Raw genomic sequence first — 17,834 nt, forward strand, 5'->3', positions numbered from 1 at the left:
GGCGCTTAGAGGTTTTTCTCCAGAAAATCGGTCATCATCGTGTACAGGTGCAGGCGGGTGTTACCGCCGTAGATGCCGTGGTTCCGGTTGGGGTAGTAGAACGACTGGAACTGCTTGTTAGCCGCTACCAGCGCGTTCTCGAACGCAACGGAGTTCTGGAAATGAACGTTGTCATCGCCGGTGCCGTGTACGAGCAGGAAGGGGCCGCGTAACTTGGCCGCGTGGGTAACGGGCGAGTTATCGTCGTAGCCGCTGGCGTTTTCCTGCGGGCGTTTGAGGTAACGCTCCGTGTAGATCGAATCGTAGAACCGCCAGTTGGTAACGGGCGCAACAGCAATGCCGGTCTTGAAGACGTCGGCACCCAGCGTCATGCAGAGGGCTGTCATGTAGCCGCCGTAGCTCCAGCCCCAGATGCCAACCCGGGCCGGATCAACGTAGGGCAGGGTTTTCAGATACCGGGCCGTTGCTATCTGGTCTTCAGTTTCGAGTTTGCCCAGCTGAGCGTAGGTAACCGTACGGAAAGCCGCTCCGCGCGCGCCAGTTCCCCGACCATCGACCGATACAATCACGTACCCTTTCTGCGCCAGCGTCTGGTACCAGAAGAAGTCGCGGGCGTCCCAGTCGTTCTTCACCGTCTGCGAGCCAGGGCCGCCATAGACGAACATCAGCACCGGGTATTTTTTGGTCGAGTCGAAGTCGGCCGGGCGAATCATCCAGCCGTTGAGGTCGGTCGACCCGTCGGCGGCTTTGGTCCGGAAGAATTGCTTCGGGCTGATCCGGTAGCCGGCCAGCCGGGTTTTGAGTGCGCCGTTCGACTCCAGCACCCGCAGATCGGTGGTCGACTGGGTGTTGCGGAGGCTGACCGTTGTCGGGGCCGAAGCAGATGCGTGATACAGTAGATAATACGAAAAATCGGGACTGAAGTCGGCCCGGTGGGTACCGGGCTGGGTGGTGAGCCGCTGTTTGTTCTGGCCATCCAGCCCGATCCGGTAGAGGTGGCGCTCGAGGGGCGAGTCTTCGGTAGAGAGGTAATAAACGAGCTGTTTTTTCTCGTCGATTCCTACGATGCTGAACGCTTCGAACGCGCCGTCGCCGGTAATGGGGCGGATCAGTTTACCCGCCATGCTGTACAGGTAGAGGTGCTTGTAGCCGCTGCGTTCGCTGCTCCAGACAAACGATTTGCCATCGGGCAGGTACGTCAGATCGTCGGTAAACTCCAGGTCCACATAGGTCGGGCTCGACTCGGTCAGCACCGTAGTGGCCGCCCCGCTGGCTGCATTCACGTGCAGCAGGTCGAGTTGGTTCTGCAACCGGTTGAGCCGCCGGACCGACAGCAGCGCCGGGTCTTTGGTCCACTGAATCCGGGGCAGGTAGATGTCGGTATTGGTGCCGGTCTGCGCCTGTACTTTCCTGGTCGTCGTTACGTCGGCTATCCAGACCGTTACAACGGAGTTGGCTTCGCCGGCTTTGGGGTATTTGAAGCGGTAATCGGTGGGGTATAGTTCGCCCCAGAGCTGCATGTTATACTCCGGAACCCGGCTTTCGTCGAACCGGATCCAGGCCAGCCGCCGGCTATCGGGCGACCATTCGAAGGCCCGGGCCATGCTGAACTCTTCTTCATAGACCCAGTCGGCGCCCCCGTTGATAATGGCGTTACGTTTGCCATCGGTTGTGAGCCGGGTTTCTTTACCCGACTGAAGATCGACCACAAACAGGTCGTTGTCACGAACAAAAGCCACCCGTTTGCCATCGGGCGAGAACGTAGCGTACTGCTGCTTGCCGGCCTGGCTGAGTGCTTTCAGCTGCTTGGTGGTCAGGTCGTAGACGTAAAAGTCGGCCTTGCTGGACCGGCGGTAGATCGGCTCTTCGTTGGTGGTCAGCAGGAGTTTGCGCTCATCGGCCGAGAGCTGGTAGCTGTCGACGTGAACGGCTTTGCCGGTGCTGGTCACGGTGTTTTTGCGCTCGTCGAAGAGGGTCTCTACGGCGCTACCCGTCGTGATGCTGAACCGATCGATGCGACCGCCGTCGAGGGTGGTGTAGAAACCGCCCGTTTTCATCCAGTTCACGCCCGATACCGAACGTTGGTTGAAGACACCCTGGCTGCGTCCCCAGATGTCGTCGAGGGTTACAGGTTTTTGCGCCAGAACGAGGCCTGGCAGGATAATCAGCAGACTAAGAAATCGGAGCATACGGGTTGTGTGCCAATAAGGTCAGATGAGTGTGAGACGACCAGGGCCAGACCGCTATTTGGTGGTTTCGGCCGGAAGCGCCGGACTGTCGGGCAGCAGGCCTTTGCGCCGGAGCAGCGCATCCGTAAAACGAAGGTCGTTATCGCTGTTGAAAATGCTGAACGGCAGATACAGGAACTGGGCTTTGGAAAGTCCTTTCGTGACCACGCGGGCAATCCAGGTCGCCTTCACATTTTTCATGGCTTCGGTATTGTCCAGAAAGAGAATGTAGGCGTCTTTGTCCTTGATAACGCTGTCGATCTGATTCCATTTCAGCAGGCCGCCTTCTTTGGCGTTGATGCGCATCAGAATCTGGCGGCTGTCGATTTCGTAGACGTATTTCTGAAACAGGGCTTTGCTCTGTTCCATCTGGGCGATGCCCGTAATCTGTACGGCCCAGAACAGCACGTACAGAATCGTCAGGAGCACAATGACGATGTAAATCCAGTAATTTGGATACGCTCCGGTGATGTTCAGGACCACGTTCAGCAGGATCAGTCCCAGCGGTACAAAGGCCCATTTCCAGTTCTCCTTCAGCCACTGCCGCAGGGCAATGTTGATGTACGTCTTTTGGTCTAATGCGTATTTTTTTGTCTTAACAATCATGGCACTTTCGTGAGAAAGCGCAAAGATACGGATTGTTAGGTGGAAAGGGAGAATAGGGCACACGAAAGGGGGAAGGCTCCGAGGTTCAGTTATTTCGTTCCGTGATCGACTTTTCCCATCTTTACAGCGTAAATGGTTTTACGTGCGCATGAATACCATCCAGCCAACGCTGATTCTTACTCCTGAGCAGATTCGCCAGAAAATCCGGCGGATTGCTTTCCAGATATACGAAACCAATTTTGAAGAGCCGGCTCTGCTGCTGGCCGGCATTTCGGGCGAAGGCTACGTGCTGGCCCAGGCCCTGGCCCAGGAGTTGCAGCGCATAGCCCCTTTTTCGGTCGAACTGCTGCAGCTTCGGCTCGACAAAACCCAGCCCGCCCAGCCGCCCGTCGAAGCCAGCGGATCGGTTACCGACTTTACCGATAAAGTGGTTATCGTGGTCGATGACGTGCTGTATACCGGCCGAACGCTGGCGTTCAGTCTGCAGCCTTTTTTGTCGGTGCCGATCCGCAAGCTGCAGGTAGCGGTGCTGGTCGACCGCAACTACCCCCGCTACCCCGTCTCTGCCGACTACAAAGGTTACGAACTCAGCACCACCCTGACCGACCACGTCGATGTGGTCCTGAGTGATGACACCCGAATGGGCGTCTACCTCCGCTAACCTCATAACCCTGACTGTTCGCCCTGCACCCTGACTGTTCGCCCTGCACCCTGACTGTGCCGGTAGGCCAGTCAGTGGTTTTAATCCTGATAAAAGATACGGACCACGGTGGGCCAGGCCAGTCAGTGGTATGGGCCTTAGCAAGAACCAGTATACAGTAAAGCCAGCATAAACCCGCAGACATCCGCTGTGTTAAATCTATTCATGCGTATGCTCCATCGACATATGAATAAATTTAATGTATCTGTTCTGTAGATAATATGTGATAAAGCCTAGATTCGCGGCTCAATCAATTATCTACAGTTATGAAAAAGTATGTACGCATAGTGGCCGCGCTGGTCCTGCTGGTAGGTTGCTGGCTGGTGCCGGGCCGGGCGCAGGCCCAAATTCAGCTAAACCTGACCGGGAACTACCTCGCTCCTGTCGAATCGGGCTCTTCGTTTTCCGATGGCTTATGGGGGGGCGGAGCTACCGGCCGTTATTTCCTGAACCAGAATCTGGCCGTTGGGCTAAATGCGCGGTACTCTACCCGGCGTGAATCGGCCAGTGCCAGTGGAGGAGGGGTTACGGCAACGGCCACAGCTAACTTTAATATACTTCAGGTTACGGCGCAGGGGGAGTATTTCTTTGGCGAAGCGGCTTATCCATTGCGCCCCTACGCAGGGCTGGAAGCGGGTATATATCGCTCTGCTTATAAAATCGACCTGACGACCAATGCTGGTGTCGGTGGGACTGATTCGGACAACGTGACCAATTTTGGTGTTGCGCCTAAGGCGGGCGTACAGTATGCCCTCACCCCGGCGCTGGGGGTTAATTTTGATGCCGGCCTGCACCTTGTTTTCGGTGAGGGTGGTACGAGCAAATTCCTGTTGCTGGGACTGGGTGTCTATTACAACCTGGGTAGCAACTAGTAGCGTTTGTACGAAAAAGAGTCATCTACATCTCCGCGACTGTCGATCTGCGGAGATGTGGATGACTCTTTTTTTAGCCTTTCGTATTACGAATCAGGCTGATGCCGGCGAAGAAAAAGATGCCGCCCAGGATCAGGTAAACGAACGAAGCCTGCGCGACGCCCCCTTTGGTGAAGTCGATGCCGCCGTAGATCAGGCCAGCCAGACCGGCCAGGGTTAGAACAAGGCCGAGTATACTTTTTGTGTTCATCGTTGAGTCGATTGGGTGAATGATGATTTCCGGGTAGATAACTCTAAAACAGACCGAGTGTCCCAAAAAACCACTGCCTGACCCCCAACCTTACTCCAGCAGCACCATAATATCTTCTTTCGTGAGCGATTTTACGAAGTTTTCTTCGGTCGTGATGAGGCTGCCGGCCAGCTGCTGCTTGGAGCGCTGGAGCGCCAGAATTTTTTCCTCGACGGTATTCCGGGAAATAAACTTATACGTAAAGACCGTTTTCTGCTGGCCAATCCGGTGGGCCCGGTCAACCGCCTGCGCTTCTATGGCGGGGTTCCACCAGGGGTCCAGGATGAAGACGTAGTCGGCTGCGGTCAGGTTATGGCCCAGCCCCCCAGCCTTCAGCGAGATCAGGAACAGCCTCACCGAATCGTCGGTCTGAAACAGCTCGACCTGGCTCTGACGGTCGGTAGTCGATCCGTCGAGGTAGGCGTATTTGATGTTCTTTTCCTTCAGATACTGGCGAACAACGCTCAGGTGTTTGATGAACTGGCTGAAGACGAGAACCTTATGTCGTTCGCCGATGGCCGTTTCGAGCCGCATCAGCATATCGTCGAGTTTGCCCGAATCGCCTTCGTAGTCGGCATCGACCATGCGGGGGTGGTTGGCAATCTGGCGGAGCTTGGTCAGGCCCTGCAAAACGATCATTTGCGACCGGGCCATGCCGTCTTCTTCAATGCGCTCCAGAATCAGGTTCCGGTAGTAGGACTTGGCTTCTTCGTACTGCTTCTCCTGATCGGGGGTCATGTCCGAGAACAGCACACTCTCTACCTTTTCGGGCAGGTCAGTAGCTACCTGGGCCTTGTTGCGCCGAAGCATGAACGGCTTGATGAGGCCGTAGAGCCGCCCCGTCTTTGCTTCGTCGTGCCGTTTCTCGATGGGTACCTGAAACTCATTTCTGAAGAACGACTGGCTGCCCAGCAGGCCCGGGTTGATGAACGACATCTGCGACCAGAGGTCCATAGTGCTGTTTTCCAGCGGAGTACCCGTCAGGATGAGCCGATGTTTGGTGTTCAGCTGCATCACCGCCCGGGTAATGTGCGACGACGGATTCTTGATAGCCTGCGACTCGTCCAGGATCACGTAGTTAAACTGGTAGTGGCTCAGCAGGTCGATGTCGATCCGGACAATACCGTAGGAGGTCAGAATCAGGTCGTACTGGTCAAACTGGGCCGTGTTCTTGTCGCGGTAGGTGCCGGTATAGATCATGACCCGGAGATCGGGGGTAAATTTGCGGGCTTCCAGCTCCCAGTTGTACAGCAACGACGTGGGCATCACCAGCAGGCTGGGCCGGGCGGCTGCCAGGGCGGCCTGCTGCTCTTCGGGCGAGGCCGAAACGCCGGCTTCGGCCAGCGCGATCTCTTTCTGGCCCTGCAGCATGGCCAGCGTCATGACCGTTTTTCCCAGGCCCATGTCGTCGGCCAGGCAGCCGCCAAACCGGTACTGGCGCAGGAAATTCATCCAGTCATAACCGGCCTGCTGGTATGGGCGCAGCACCCCTTTGAATTGCTTCGGCAGCGGAAACGACTCAATTTCGGCGAAGTCGCGCAGGCGTTCGAGTTTGCGGCTCATCACAGTACTGGCCAGGTTGTCGCGTTCCAGTTCCTGCACCAGCGCCAGGTGGTGTTTCTGTAAAACCAGCTGGTCCGTGTCCTGATCGATGCGATGTTCGAGAAACCCAAACAGCTCCGAGTATTTGGTAAACCAGGCTTCCGGAATCACCGCCACCTCGCCGTTGGGCAGGCTGAACTCCCGTTTTTTGTTCAGAATAAGGGTTCGCAGCTTCAGAAACGGAATCTCGAACTCGCCGAAGCGTACGTTGGCGTAGATATCGAACCAGTCGCGGCCTTCGCGGATCGATACGTCGATGCTCGAATAGCCCAGAAAATACCGCTTGGCGTCGTGTTCGTGCTGGCGGAGCTGGAAGCCGGCTTCCTGGAGCCGCACGTTGGTTTCGGTCAGCCAGCTGAAGGCTTCGGTCTTGGGCAGGGCCAGCCGACCGTGGCGCAGGTCGAGGCCGGTGTCGCGCAGGAAGCTCAGCTTTTGCCGCTCCAGCCGCTGGTCCCGCCGAATTTTATGGAAGATATAGTCGTCGCCCTGTTTTTCCAGGCTGACGTTGGCCGACGGCCCGAAACTGTCGAACCGGAACATGAAGTCGCCGTACTGAAACGACAGATCGAAGGTGATGCGCTGGCTGGCTTCCTCGTCGGTATCGACCGAACCATCGGCCAGTATAGTCCGACCGCTGGTTACCGTTTCTGAGACGGTCAGGACGGGTTTTGGCTCCAGTATCTCGGATCTGATTTCGAACCCTTTGGCATATACGTCGTAGCCGGCAATGAGCTGGGTAACAAACCGCTCGTAGTACTGCTGCTCGATGTTGCGGGGAATGATAATATGATTTTTCGTGAAGAACGGCCGTAGCTTCTTTCCATCCACGTTTTTGCCGAAATGGTACAGCCGGTTACCGACCATCATGTAGGCCGGTTCGTCGCAGATCATGAGCGCATCCTTGAACTGAAACTCCACACGGTCGGTCAGGGGGCGGCCGGTTTCGGATACCTGGCCGGTAGGGTAGCGGATAATCGGGAAATAATGGGTCGATTCGGCGTTGCGGTCGAAGTGGAAGTTGACTCGGGCGGGTTCGGGCATCCACTCGATTACCGACCAGGCCGGATTGCCATCATTGCCCATGATATAGAACGGCTTGCCGGGCATCAGGGCCATGATCTGGGCCTTCAGATTCTCAAGGTACTGGCATATCGCTTCCTGAACCAGCTTGTCGCCTTTCTGCGGGTCATAAATCTTCAGGAAAAAATCGACGGCGGGCAGCTTGCGGGTATTAAACTTCTTAACGATCGTGTCCTGCTGAATACTGTCGATCAGTTTAACCAGTTCAAAATCCCGCTCATCGAGTCCCTGCGCAAACTCGCCCACATTTTGTGTCGAGAGCGTCTGGTTCTGCAGGGTTAACTCTCCCTTGCTATTCCGCTGTACCACAAAGGCTTCGATGAGGTAACCCAGAAACTCATGGTCCAGCAGGGAATAAACGATTTGGAATGGTTGCGTAGGCGAGACTCTCATGCGACGACATAGCTATCGGTAGTCGATTGGTTGGATCGACGCCAGACGGCAGGAAGGTGAACGGACTATGGTAGAACCCGGTGGGGTAGTTTGCTGAGTCGCAAAAAGAGAGCACAATAGGCTGTATAATAGCTTATTATGCATAAAATTCATAATGCGACGGTTTCAAATATACAAATCAATACCTAATCTCCAACGGTCGTTTCGCGAAAACAACCGAATTGTGATAAGAGGTCTAAACGAACCTTATCATACGGTTAAACCCAGCCAGTCTGTAGGTTCTAAATTCTATGTGTTCCTGCCAAATCTGGTATAGTATTTGATGAACTGGCCCGTCCGTAAAAAGGCCAGGTTCCGGTTGGACAAGACTGGCTGCTGGTTCCGGAGCGCGGGGCCACCTGGTCGATTCGATTCATGTATAGACCCGAAATCGGATAAATTGTTTGGCCCGATTACTACAAAATGTATACGGCACGGAGCACCCCGAAACCGGCATATGACACTATATACGTAATGAACTATAAATCAGATAATTTAAGGAGTAAGTCAAAAGATAGTATACTCAATAGGTGATGTATATACTAGTAGGCCTATTTCGAAACAGGGTTCCTGTTTGGCTATAAACGTGTACAATTATATTGTTAAAAGGATATTAAAGTTTATTAATTCTGAAAACTGGCACCTTATTTGATTGACAGAGTCCTGCACTTGTACTTTATCCTATAAAAAAAGCCTGTCTACATCTGATTTATCAGCTATACAATATGATACAGATGTATACAAAGAGTTACTGTGTATGGAAGTAAAATTCTACGCCACTTACCTTCGATATAGTCAATTTTTTAAGACGGCTTCCGGGCGTGGCTTCGGTCTGTTTATCGGTCTGATCAGCCTGCTGGTAGCCGGTCAGGCTAACGCGCAGATATCGGGGGTTGTTTACCGGGACTTTAACGAAAGTGGCACCCGTCAGTACACCGCCGTATCGACGCTGACGGGAGAGATTGGGGTAGGGGGCGTAACGGTGACCGTATATACCGCTACGGGAGCTATTGCCGGAACGGCGGTTACCAGTTCAACAACCGCTACGCAGGGGCAGTACAGCATTACGCCTTCCGTGGTCGGGCCCTACCGGGTTCAGTTTGCCAACCTGCCCAGTGGCTATTTTCCGGGGCAACGGGGTACGCAGAGCGGCACCACCGTTCAGTTTGTCAACACCACTACGCTACCCGTCTCGGCAACGATCAGTCTGGGTATCAACTACCCGGCCGACTATTGCCAGGCCAATCCCAACTATCTGGTGCCCTGCTATGTGAACGGAAATTCGCTCACTACTACCGGAAACGCCGGTACGCAGGGGGTGCTGGTTTCGCTGCCGTATAGCAGTACCGGTAACTCGCCTACCGAAACGGCCCTGGCGCTGAACCAGCAGATCGGTACCGTATACGGGCTGGCGTATCAGCGGGCTGCCAACCAGCTTTACTCCAGTGCGTTTGTGAAACGACACGCGGGTCTGGGGCCCGGAGGGGCAGGCGCCATCTATCTGACCCGGGTGGTGAGCGGTACACTGGTGTCAAGTGTGTTTACGACCCTCAGTGCCGGTACCGTTGCCTCCAACACCGACCGGGGGTTACCGGCCAACATAACCACGGGTAATCACGACCCGTCCGTATACGATCAGGTGGGTAAAGCTGGCCTGGGCGATATAGAGCTTTCGGAAGATGGCACCACACTATATGCCGTAAACCTGGCCGACCGGTCGCTGTACAAAATCCCAATTACCAACCCGACCAGCGCGACCCCAACCGCCGGTACGCCAACGAGCTACACGCTGCCGGTACCTTCGCAGCGGACGGGGAGTGTTTTCAGGCCGTTTGCGCTTAAAGTGTACCGGGATCGGGTGTACGTTGGCGGGGTTACGACCAACGAGGGCGTGCCTACCTCCACAACCATCAACTTCGGAGCCGGTTCGACAACGGGAAACCTGATCACCCGCGATACGACTAACATGAAGGCGTACGTGTATGAGTTCAACCCGACCAATAACAGCTTCACCCAGGTACTGTCGTTTCCGCTAACCTATAAGAAAGGAGCCACCAACAACGACCGGTCGGGAGTTGACCGGGCTGAATACTGGTTACCCTGGATTAGCGCTCCTCCAGCTACCGGCAGCGTACCTAACCGGTTTGCGCGCGCTGACCTGCCCAACTGCAGCTATCCGCAGCCGATGCTGACGGGTATTGAATTCGACGTCGATGGCTCCATGATCCTGAGCCTGCGCGACCGCCTGGGCGATCAGTACGGAAATAATAACTACGGTACCAACACGTCCAACACGACTACGTTATACCGGGCCATCGCGCCGGGCGACATTCTGCGGGCGGGCAAATGCGATCCGGCCATCAACCAGTGGACTATCGAGCGAGCGGGCCGGGTCTGTAACGGAACGGCTACGGCTGGTGCCACCAACGGACAGGGCTTTGGCGGGGGCGAATACTATTACCAGGACGCCATTGCTATTCCTTCGGCTACGGATCCGTACCATGCGGAGATGAGCGAGGGGTCCCTGGCCGTCTTCCCCGGCACCGGTGATGTATCGTCCATCGTGATTGACCCGACCGACCAGATTGATGCGGGGGGTATCCGGCGGTTCCGAAATGCGACGGGTACCGGTAGTCCGTCAACCAGCGTGCAGGTCTATGCCAGTGGCGACGTAGCCACCTTCGGTAAAGCAAACGGCCTGGGCGATCTGGAACTGACCTGTAGTCCGGCTCCGATCGAAATTGGCAACCGCGTCTGGTACGACGGGGTGGCAACGGGCGCCAACGGTACGCAGGATAACGGCCTGTCGCCCCTGGCCACCATAACCGTGCAGCTGTATCTGAACGGTACGCAGGTGGCATCGACCACCACAGATGCCAATGGCGAATATTATTTCAACAGTACCAACGTATCGGGTGGCTTACTGCCTAACACGGCCTATGAGTTGCGGGTCCCGCTGAGCCAGACTGCTCTTTCGGGGTCGGGTTACCTGCCGGCACCCAGTGGTTCCGGTTCCGATCCGTCGATTGATAATGATGCCGTACGAAGTGGGAACAATGCGGTTGTCAGCTTCACCACGGGCGACTACGGCGAAAATAACCACACCCTCGACTTCGGATTTGTCGACTGTCCAACCATAACGAATCCGTCGGGTACAACGGCCGTTTGCACCGGTACACCCATCCGATCGCTGACGGTGGCGACCACGTCTACGGTTACCAGCGGCATACAGTTCGTTTACTTCACGGCGCCCCAGAGCGGCACGGCCATGTATTCGGGGGGGACGTCGCTCGGGACCGCGACGCCCGCCAGCGGTACGGCCGGTATCGGGAACGTAGCTTTCCCGGCCAATACGGGTACGACGGCCATTACCTATTATGTCTATGCTATTCTGAATCCTGCCCCCGCGGCTGATGGGTGCCGACCCTCGCAGCTAATTCAGGTAACGATTAACCCGAATCCCGCCGTAACCCTTTCATCGACATCAATATGCGTCGGGCGTTCCGCTGTCCTGACGGCTACAGGCGGCACCAGCTACACGCTGACGCCGGGCAGCTTGACGAGTGCGACGGGCAGCTTCACCGTCACGCCAAGCGGTACGACCACTTATACGGTAACCGCAGCCAACGCCAGCGGCTGCACATCCACGACCTCTGGTACGGTCACGGTCAATCAGTTACCGACGCCATCACTGAACAGCACCAGCATCTGCGTCGGGCGTTCCGCTGTCCTGACGGCTACGGGCGGTACCAGCTACACGCTGACGCCGGGTGGCCTGACAAGTGCGACGGGCAGTTTTACCGTCACGCCGAGCGGCACAACCACTTATACGGTAACCGCAGCCAACGCCAGTGGCTGCACATCGACAACTACCGGTACCGTGACGGTTAGGCCAGTGCCGGTGCCGACTGCTACGGGGGGGACGATTACCTGCGTGGCTACGGCTACCGTAACGGGTAGCTCAAGCCTAACCGGGTCGACCTACAGCTGGACCGGCCCACTTGCCTTCACCTCCGCGGCACAAAGTTTCACGACCAGTACACCCGGTACGTATACACTGACCGTTACCGCCAATGGCTGTGCCAGTACCAGTTCGGCTACGGCGGTGGTTACCCTCAATACGACTGCGCCCCAGTCGCTTAGTCTGACCAGTAACCGACCGCTCAGCTGCACGGCGGCTACGGTGACGCTCACCGCCAGCAGCACGACCGGCGGGCTGAGCTACGTGTTTGCCGGACCGGGTGTGGTGAGTACATCAGGCGCCAGTGCTACGGTTAGCCAGATTGGCACCTATACCGTAACGGCTACGGCCCCGAACGGCTGTAGGGCCTCGGCCACAACGACTGTTAGCCAGACGTTGACGTCAGCCACGCTGGTGCAGGGAAGCTGTGCCAGTAACAACACCAACTCAACGGCCGCCGACGATTATTATACCCTGGGTGTACGGGCGCTGCCCGGCGTGCACGGCCCGTCGAACCGGTTCGAGGTACTGCTGAACGGCACGGTGCTGAACCCCGGCGGAACAACCTACGGCCAGTCGGTGACTGTCGGCACGCCCACTACGTTCAAAGCGGATGGCTCGACCACCTACACCCTCGTTATCCGTGATCTTGACGTACCAACCTGCCAGACTACACAAACAACAAACCCTGTGGCTTCCTGCTCGACCTGCGAACCGCTGTTATGTCCGAAAGTAAGTCTGCAAAAGCGCTAAAAATCCTGTACGTATTCAATACCTGCTAACCGTTAACACCGATTACTTAACTAAATAAAACAGCTTGACAAACAATCCTCTATGAAACAGTTATCCAGTTTTAGCTCCCTGCTGACAGAACGACTAGTGCGGGTGGCGGGGCTGTGGCTACTGATCCTGGTAGCGCAGACAGCGGGGGCTTCTGCACCTGATGATTCACCCCCTGGCAATCGGCCTCCGGGTGCCCGAAACGCACCCAAAGCGCTGGCACTCGGCAACCGCGTTTTTCACGATTACAACCGAAACGGTCGTCAGGACGATGGTGAAGTAGGTATTGGTAACGTAAAACTCCGGCTCTATCAGCAGGGAATCCAGCGCGGTCAGACGACCTCCGACGCTAATGGACAGTACACCTTCGACGACGCCGTTGTGACGGGAGGACTCAAGCCTAATACGGCCTATGAAATTCGGGTGGCTACAACCGATCTGCCAGCGGGCTTTTCGCTGACGAAACGGAACCAGGGCGATACCAGTGGCGACAGCGATGCGCAGGTCATCGGTAACCAGATCGTGGTATTTGCCGCCACCGGCGGTACCAACTCGCCCAACGACTCGTACGATATTGGACTGGCCGCTGGTGCTCCGGATCTGAGCCTGACAAAAACGGCCACCGTAACGAGCGTAACGCTGGGTAGTAACGCTGGCTTCACCATCCGGGTCGACAACATCAGCCCCGACGGCGTGGCTACCAACGTCGTTGTAAAAGACACCCTCGACGCCGGTGTACTCTACGTCTCATCCTCACCAGCGGCTACGGTCAGCACCACACCCTCGTCGCAGACGGTACTGACCTGGTCGCTGGGGACCATGCTGGCCGGCGCTACGTCGAGCATTAACCTGACGGTGAAAACAAACGCCGAAGGTATTGTCTATAATACGGCTTATGTCACGACCGCCGATGCCGAAATCAGCACGCGCAACAACGTAAGCCGCGCGGGGGTAACCGTACCGGTCAAGATGTGCCCGGGCGAGTCGTATGTCGCGAGCCTGCCCGTCGGGTACACCAATGTACAATGGTACCGAAATGCCAATCCGGCTCCGGTGGCTTCGGGAAACAGCTTCACCATTACGCAGGCGGGTAGTTACAGCTTCACCACAACGGCTAATGTCGACTGTCCGGCCAGTGGTTGCGTACCGCTCGTTATCGAAGATGGTATCCTGCCGAACCTGAGTGCGGTGGCTTCGGCTACGGCTATCTGCGTGGGCGGCAGCACCAGCCTGACGGCTACGGGCTGCGGTACCGGTACAATTTTGTGGAGCACGGGGTCCAGCGCGGCCAGCATAACGGTATCGCCGACATCGACAACGGCTTATTCGTTCACCTGTACGTCGAACACCTACGGCACCTGTACCGCCAGCACATCGACAACCATTACGGTGAATCCGAACCCGGTAGTTACTCTGAGCAGTACGACGGTCTGCGCTGGTGCTACGGCCAGCCTGACGGCAACACCGGGCTATGCCAGCTACGTGTTCTCGCCGGGTCTGACTCAGGTGGGCGGTGCATCGGGTAATACGGCAACCCTGGCTACGAGCCTGAGTGCGGCCGGTAGCACGACGACCTATTCCGTGACGGCCATCTCTACGTCGGGCTGTTCGGCTACGGCCAGCGGTGCCATTACGGTGAACCCGAACCCCGTCATTACCCTCAGCAGCACAACGGTCTGCGCTGGCACGACAGCCAGCCTGACGGCGACGCCAGGTTACGCTAGCTACGTCTTCTCGGCGGGTCTGACCCAGGTCGGTGGCGCGTCGGGTAATACGGCAACCCTGGCCACAAGCCTGAGCGCGGCCAACTCCTCGACGGTCTATAGCGTAACGGCTATCTCGGCCGAGGGCTGTACGGCAGTGGGCAGCGGCACGGTGGTGGTCAACAGCAACCCCGTCATCACCCTCAGCAGCACGACGGTCTGCGCTGGCACGACGGCCAGCCTGACGGCAACGCCGGGCTATGCCAGCTACGTTTTCTCGGCGGGTCTGACCCAGGTAGGCGGTGCGTCGGGCAACACGGCTACGCTGGCTACGAGCCTGAGCGCGGCCAACTCCTCGACAGTGTATAGCGTGACGGCGATTTCGGCTGAAGGCTGTACGGCGGTGGGCAGCGGCACGGTAGTAGTCAACAGCAACCCCGTCATCACCCTCAGCAGCACGACGGTCTGCGCCGGCACAACGGCCAGCCTGACGGCGACACCGGGCTACGCCAGCTACGTTTTCTCACCGGGTCTGACCCAGGTCGGTGGCGCGTCGGGCAACACGGCTACGCTGGCTACGAGCCTGAGCGCGGCTAACTCCTCGACGGTCTACAGCGTGACGGCGATTTCGGCTGAGGGCTGTACGGCAGTGGGCAGCGGCACGGTGGTGGTGAACGCCAACCCGGTCGCCAGCATTACGGTAAGCAACGCTACCATCTGCTCGGGTCAGAGTTCAACGCTGACTGCCAGTGGGGGAGCAACCTACCGATGGTCGACAAACGAGGTAACGGCGGCTATTTCGGTCACCAGCACCGGAGTTTACTCGGTAACCGTAACGAACCAAGCCGGTTGCTCAGACGTGACCAGCGCTACGGTAACGGTTAGCGCCAGTCCGCAACTGACCATAGATTCGGCAACGATCTGCGCCGGTACATCGACCAACCTGGTAGTGGGTGGTTGCGAAGGCGGCAGCATCCTCTGGTCAACCGGCGATAATACGGCGTCTCTGTCGATCGAGCCACTGGTCACCACGACCTACTCGGCTACGTGTACGTTCTCAACAGGATGCTCATCGACCATTGCGACCACGATTACCGTCAACAATGCCCCCACGTTCGATGTGGCACCGACGGTGACTGCCGCTACCTGTACCGGTGCCAATTCGAACAGCGATGCCCGGTTTGACTTCACGACCCTGCAGAACGTAGAGCGTGCCGACATCGTACCGGGCAGCTCATATGGTAGCGGACCCGTCTACGGCGCGGCCAGCAACAAGCTGGTTGTTAGCGGAGCGGTGAGCTTCACCGGTATTGCGAACCCGACCCAGCGGCAAACCTACACCGTTCGGTTGTTCAGCGCGGGTGGCACCTGTGTAACGGACGTTACCGTTACGCTCGATCCGGTGGTCTGCGAATGCCCGGCGCCGAAATGCGTACCGGTCGTGATCCGAAAAGTCAGATAATACAGGCGTTGGGCTCATGAAGCCAACCCTATGAAGATAGTATATTGAGAGGATAGTTAGAAAATCCCGGCGACGCTGTTGCCGGGGTTTTTTGTGGTCGATAGCATCCGGAGCCGAGCCCACGACCAGACGAAAACAGACAGACCGTTTGCTCACTGGCGACCCGGAAGTCGGGACAGTCGGCCGACGCAAGTGTCTATACGTTAAAACGTTGATTCTATTTTCCGTTGACGGCCATGGATCCGAAAGGACAGAACAACGAGGGCGTCTGCCGGATCGATGAACCGAAAGCAGGCCCGGACTGCCTGAACGGACTCATCCTGCCGGGCTACGGGTGGTTTCTGGTATTGGTTTCTGACCGAAAGCAAGCCACCGGGTCATCGTGGCGGGCCTTTGATGAACATTCATCTCTGGCGACAGCTGACAGGCAGAGGCTGGCTCATAAACGCATGTCCGGTCACAAAAACGGTTGATGATCAACGTATACACCTGAAAATGACCAATAGACTATTTAATCTATTTGATAAATAGTTTGTTATATTGACAGGCTAACCTCCCTGCTTTATGAAACTTACCGGACATTCAATCAGTAGTCGAACTGCTTCTAAACCAGTGCGCATCTTTCTCGTTGAGGATAACGAAGATCAGGGAACGCTGATTCAGAAGATTGTTCAGCAAAGTCTTCCCAACGTGCAGATTATCTGGGCCCGCTCGCCGAAAGAGGCTCTGGTGCAGCTGGACGCCTGGACCTATCAGGAGTGGGAGATTCCGAAGCTGATCCTGATGGATTTATACATGCCCGACCGGATCGATGGTCTGGCGTTGCTGGAGTACATAAAAAACATGCCTTTTCCGCTGGGTCAGGTTCCGGTGGTGACGTTTAGCTCATCAGATAATAGCGCTGACATCCTCAAAACGTACGAGCTGGGCGCTTCTTCCTACCTGAAAAAACCGGTCGATTATGATCAGTGGTTGCTGTATTTCCAGACATTGGGCAGCTACTGGCTGGAGACGGTTACCCTGCCTGCCAACCGATACCGGTTGTAAGGGTTTATCTGCGATCCCAGCTAAGTTACTAAGATGACCAGCGTGGACGCGGAACGACGAGGTCTTTCTGATAACTTTAGCAAGGCTGCTGGGAAAGGTCAGAGCAGGCGTGGAAAAGCTGCCGGAGCGCGGACGGCTCCGGCAGCGGCCGGCCGTCTCTTTAGGGGTTGTTTAGGGAAGTCAGTTGAGAAGTTAAAGCCGTGATGAGACCCGTTTTTTTACCCCCAGCCCCCTAAAGGGGGAGCCCATTCGGCGCGGACGGCTCCCCCTTTAGGGGGCTGGGGGGTGTAAAAGGCAGCCCATCGAGCCGACTAAATTCAGCAGATAACTTCCCCAAACAAGCTCTCAAGCCCCAGCAGGGCGCCCTGTTCATAGAACCCCAGCGCAGAATTGCCTTCCAAGCCCCGAATACTAACTCAGCTAACCGGTTGAGGGCGTACTTTTTCCCACGACTGGCTTTCGGGATTATACGCTTTGAGCAAACGCGCCGGATTCCCGCCCACCACCGAATAGGGGGGCACATCTTTCGTAACGATACTGCCAGCCGCTACCACCGAGTGTTTACCGATCCGCACCCCGGCCGTAATGACCGCGTTGGCGCCAATCCAGCATTCGTCTTCAATCACCACACAGCGGCTGGTGGGTGGTTGCAGGCGGATGGGTTTGTCGAGCGATTCGTAGCTGTGGTTCAGCCCCGAAATAACCACGTGCTGCGCAATGATAACCTGCGTGCCGATCCGGACGGGGCCGATGACCACACTGCTGATGCCGACCCGCGAGCTGGGCCCGATGGTAACATCGCCAACTCCGTTGTTGATCACGCAGAAGTCTTCGATAGTGGCATGATCGGCCAGCTCAAATTTTCGGAACGGCAGCACGTCCAGTCTGGCCGACCGGCAGATGCGGGCTCCTTTGCCTTTCTTATGGATAAACGGATTCACGAACCAGCTCACCCACCACCGCGGACGCGCCTGCCCTTTCGGAATGAGCAGATAATGAATAAGTTGTTTCAGACGCGGGTTGTCGGCAACCCTGTGCGCAATAGTCATGACCATACAGAAAATTCGGTAGT

The 17,834-nt window shown here is 56.6% G+C and carries 10 protein-coding genes; 5 read left to right on the top strand and 5 right to left on the bottom strand.

Annotated features, from left to right (window positions below; genetic code table 11):
- Positions 1 to 5: 5 nt before the first annotated feature.
- Together B1C80_RS22610 and B1C80_RS22615 are read right to left on the bottom strand one after the other, a co-directional pair.
- A complete protein-coding gene (locus tag B1C80_RS22610) occupies positions 6 to 2,189 on the bottom strand; it encodes a S9 family peptidase (RefSeq protein ID WP_077923497.1) in 2,184 nt (727 codons plus the stop codon).
- Between the two features lie 54 nt (positions 2,190 to 2,243).
- Positions 2,244 to 2,834 carry a YcxB family protein gene (locus tag B1C80_RS22615; protein ID WP_077923498.1) on the bottom strand — a complete coding sequence of 197 codons (591 nt, stop codon included), beginning with the start codon at positions 2,832 to 2,834 and terminating at the stop codon, positions 2,244 to 2,246.
- A 148-nt stretch (positions 2,835 to 2,982) separates the two neighbouring features.
- Here B1C80_RS22615 and B1C80_RS22620 point away from each other — a divergent pair, with 148 nt between their 5' ends.
- Both B1C80_RS22620 and B1C80_RS22625 read left to right on the top strand, forming a co-directional pair.
- A complete protein-coding gene (locus B1C80_RS22620; protein ID WP_077923499.1) occupies positions 2,983 to 3,495 on the top strand; it encodes a phosphoribosyltransferase family protein in 513 nt (170 codons plus the stop codon).
- Positions 3,496 to 3,800: 305 nt separating this feature from the next.
- Positions 3,801 to 4,406, top strand: coding sequence for an OmpW family outer membrane protein (locus tag B1C80_RS22625; RefSeq protein WP_077923500.1), 606 nt, complete (start codon positions 3,801 to 3,803; stop codon positions 4,404 to 4,406).
- 73 nt (positions 4,407 to 4,479) lie between these two features.
- Here the strand turns inward: B1C80_RS22625 and B1C80_RS28560 are convergent, their stop codons facing one another.
- Both B1C80_RS28560 and B1C80_RS22630 read right to left on the bottom strand, forming a co-directional pair.
- Positions 4,480 to 4,656 carry a hypothetical protein gene (locus B1C80_RS28560; RefSeq protein WP_165358854.1) on the bottom strand — a complete coding sequence of 59 codons (177 nt, stop codon included), beginning with the start codon at positions 4,654 to 4,656 and terminating at the stop codon, positions 4,480 to 4,482.
- Positions 4,657 to 4,746: 90 nt separating this feature from the next.
- A complete protein-coding gene (locus B1C80_RS22630; protein WP_077923501.1) occupies positions 4,747 to 7,770 on the bottom strand; it encodes a DEAD/DEAH box helicase in 3,024 nt (1,007 codons plus the stop codon).
- A gap of 796 nt (positions 7,771 to 8,566) precedes the next feature.
- On the opposite strand from B1C80_RS22630, the gene B1C80_RS22635 reads away from it, so the two are divergent.
- The 3 genes from B1C80_RS22635 to B1C80_RS22650 all read left to right on the top strand — a co-directional run bounded on the left by B1C80_RS22635 (position 8,567) and on the right by B1C80_RS22650 (position 16,762).
- Positions 8,567 to 12,523: an SdrD B-like domain-containing protein gene (locus B1C80_RS22635; RefSeq protein ID WP_077923502.1), complete on the top strand. Its 3,957-nt coding sequence runs from the start codon at positions 8,567 to 8,569 to the stop codon at positions 12,521 to 12,523.
- Positions 12,524 to 12,604: 81 nt separating this feature from the next.
- Complete coding sequence (locus B1C80_RS22640) at positions 12,605 to 15,715, top strand: SdrD B-like domain-containing protein (protein ID WP_077923503.1); 3,111 nt, start codon at positions 12,605 to 12,607, stop codon at positions 15,713 to 15,715.
- 612 nt (positions 15,716 to 16,327) lie between these two features.
- Entirely contained in the window at positions 16,328 to 16,762 is a 435-nt protein-coding gene (locus B1C80_RS22650; RefSeq protein ID WP_236648897.1) for a response regulator, read from the top strand.
- A 416-nt stretch (positions 16,763 to 17,178) separates the two neighbouring features.
- Here the strand turns inward: B1C80_RS22650 and B1C80_RS22655 are convergent, their stop codons facing one another.
- Positions 17,179 to 17,811, bottom strand: coding sequence for a DapH/DapD/GlmU-related protein (locus tag B1C80_RS22655; RefSeq protein ID WP_077923534.1), 633 nt, complete (start codon positions 17,809 to 17,811; stop codon positions 17,179 to 17,181).
- Positions 17,812 to 17,834: the final 23 nt, after the last annotated feature.

The organism is Spirosoma sp. 209 (genome assembly GCF_002006735.1).
GTDB classification, from domain to species: Bacteria; Bacteroidota; Bacteroidia; order Cytophagales; family Spirosomataceae; genus Spirosoma; species Spirosoma sordidisoli.

Bases quoted from the DNA above. Each gene is read 5' to 3' on its own strand.
- B1C80_RS22625 (WP_077923500.1), top strand. From the start codon at position 3,801: ATGAAAAAGTATGTACGCATAGTGGCCGCGCTGGTCCTGCTGGTAGGT.
- B1C80_RS22620 (WP_077923499.1), top strand. From the start codon at position 2,983: ATGAATACCATCCAGCCAACGCTGATTCTTACTCCTGAGCAGATTCGC.
- B1C80_RS28560 (WP_165358854.1), bottom strand. From the start codon at position 4,656: ATGAACACAAAAAGTATACTCGGCCTTGTTCTAACCCTGGCCGGTCTG.
- B1C80_RS22655 (WP_077923534.1), bottom strand. From the start codon at position 17,811: ATGACTATTGCGCACAGGGTTGCCGACAACCCGCGTCTGAAACAACTT.
- B1C80_RS22635 (WP_077923502.1), top strand. From the start codon at position 8,567: ATGGAAGTAAAATTCTACGCCACTTACCTTCGATATAGTCAATTTTTT.
- B1C80_RS22630 (WP_077923501.1), bottom strand. From the start codon at position 7,770: ATGAGAGTCTCGCCTACGCAACCATTCCAAATCGTTTATTCCCTGCTG.
- B1C80_RS22610 (WP_077923497.1), bottom strand. From the start codon at position 2,189: ATGCTCCGATTTCTTAGTCTGCTGATTATCCTGCCAGGCCTCGTTCTG.
- B1C80_RS22640 (WP_077923503.1), top strand. From the start codon at position 12,605: ATGAAACAGTTATCCAGTTTTAGCTCCCTGCTGACAGAACGACTAGTG.
- B1C80_RS22615 (WP_077923498.1), bottom strand. From the start codon at position 2,834: ATGATTGTTAAGACAAAAAAATACGCATTAGACCAAAAGACGTACATC.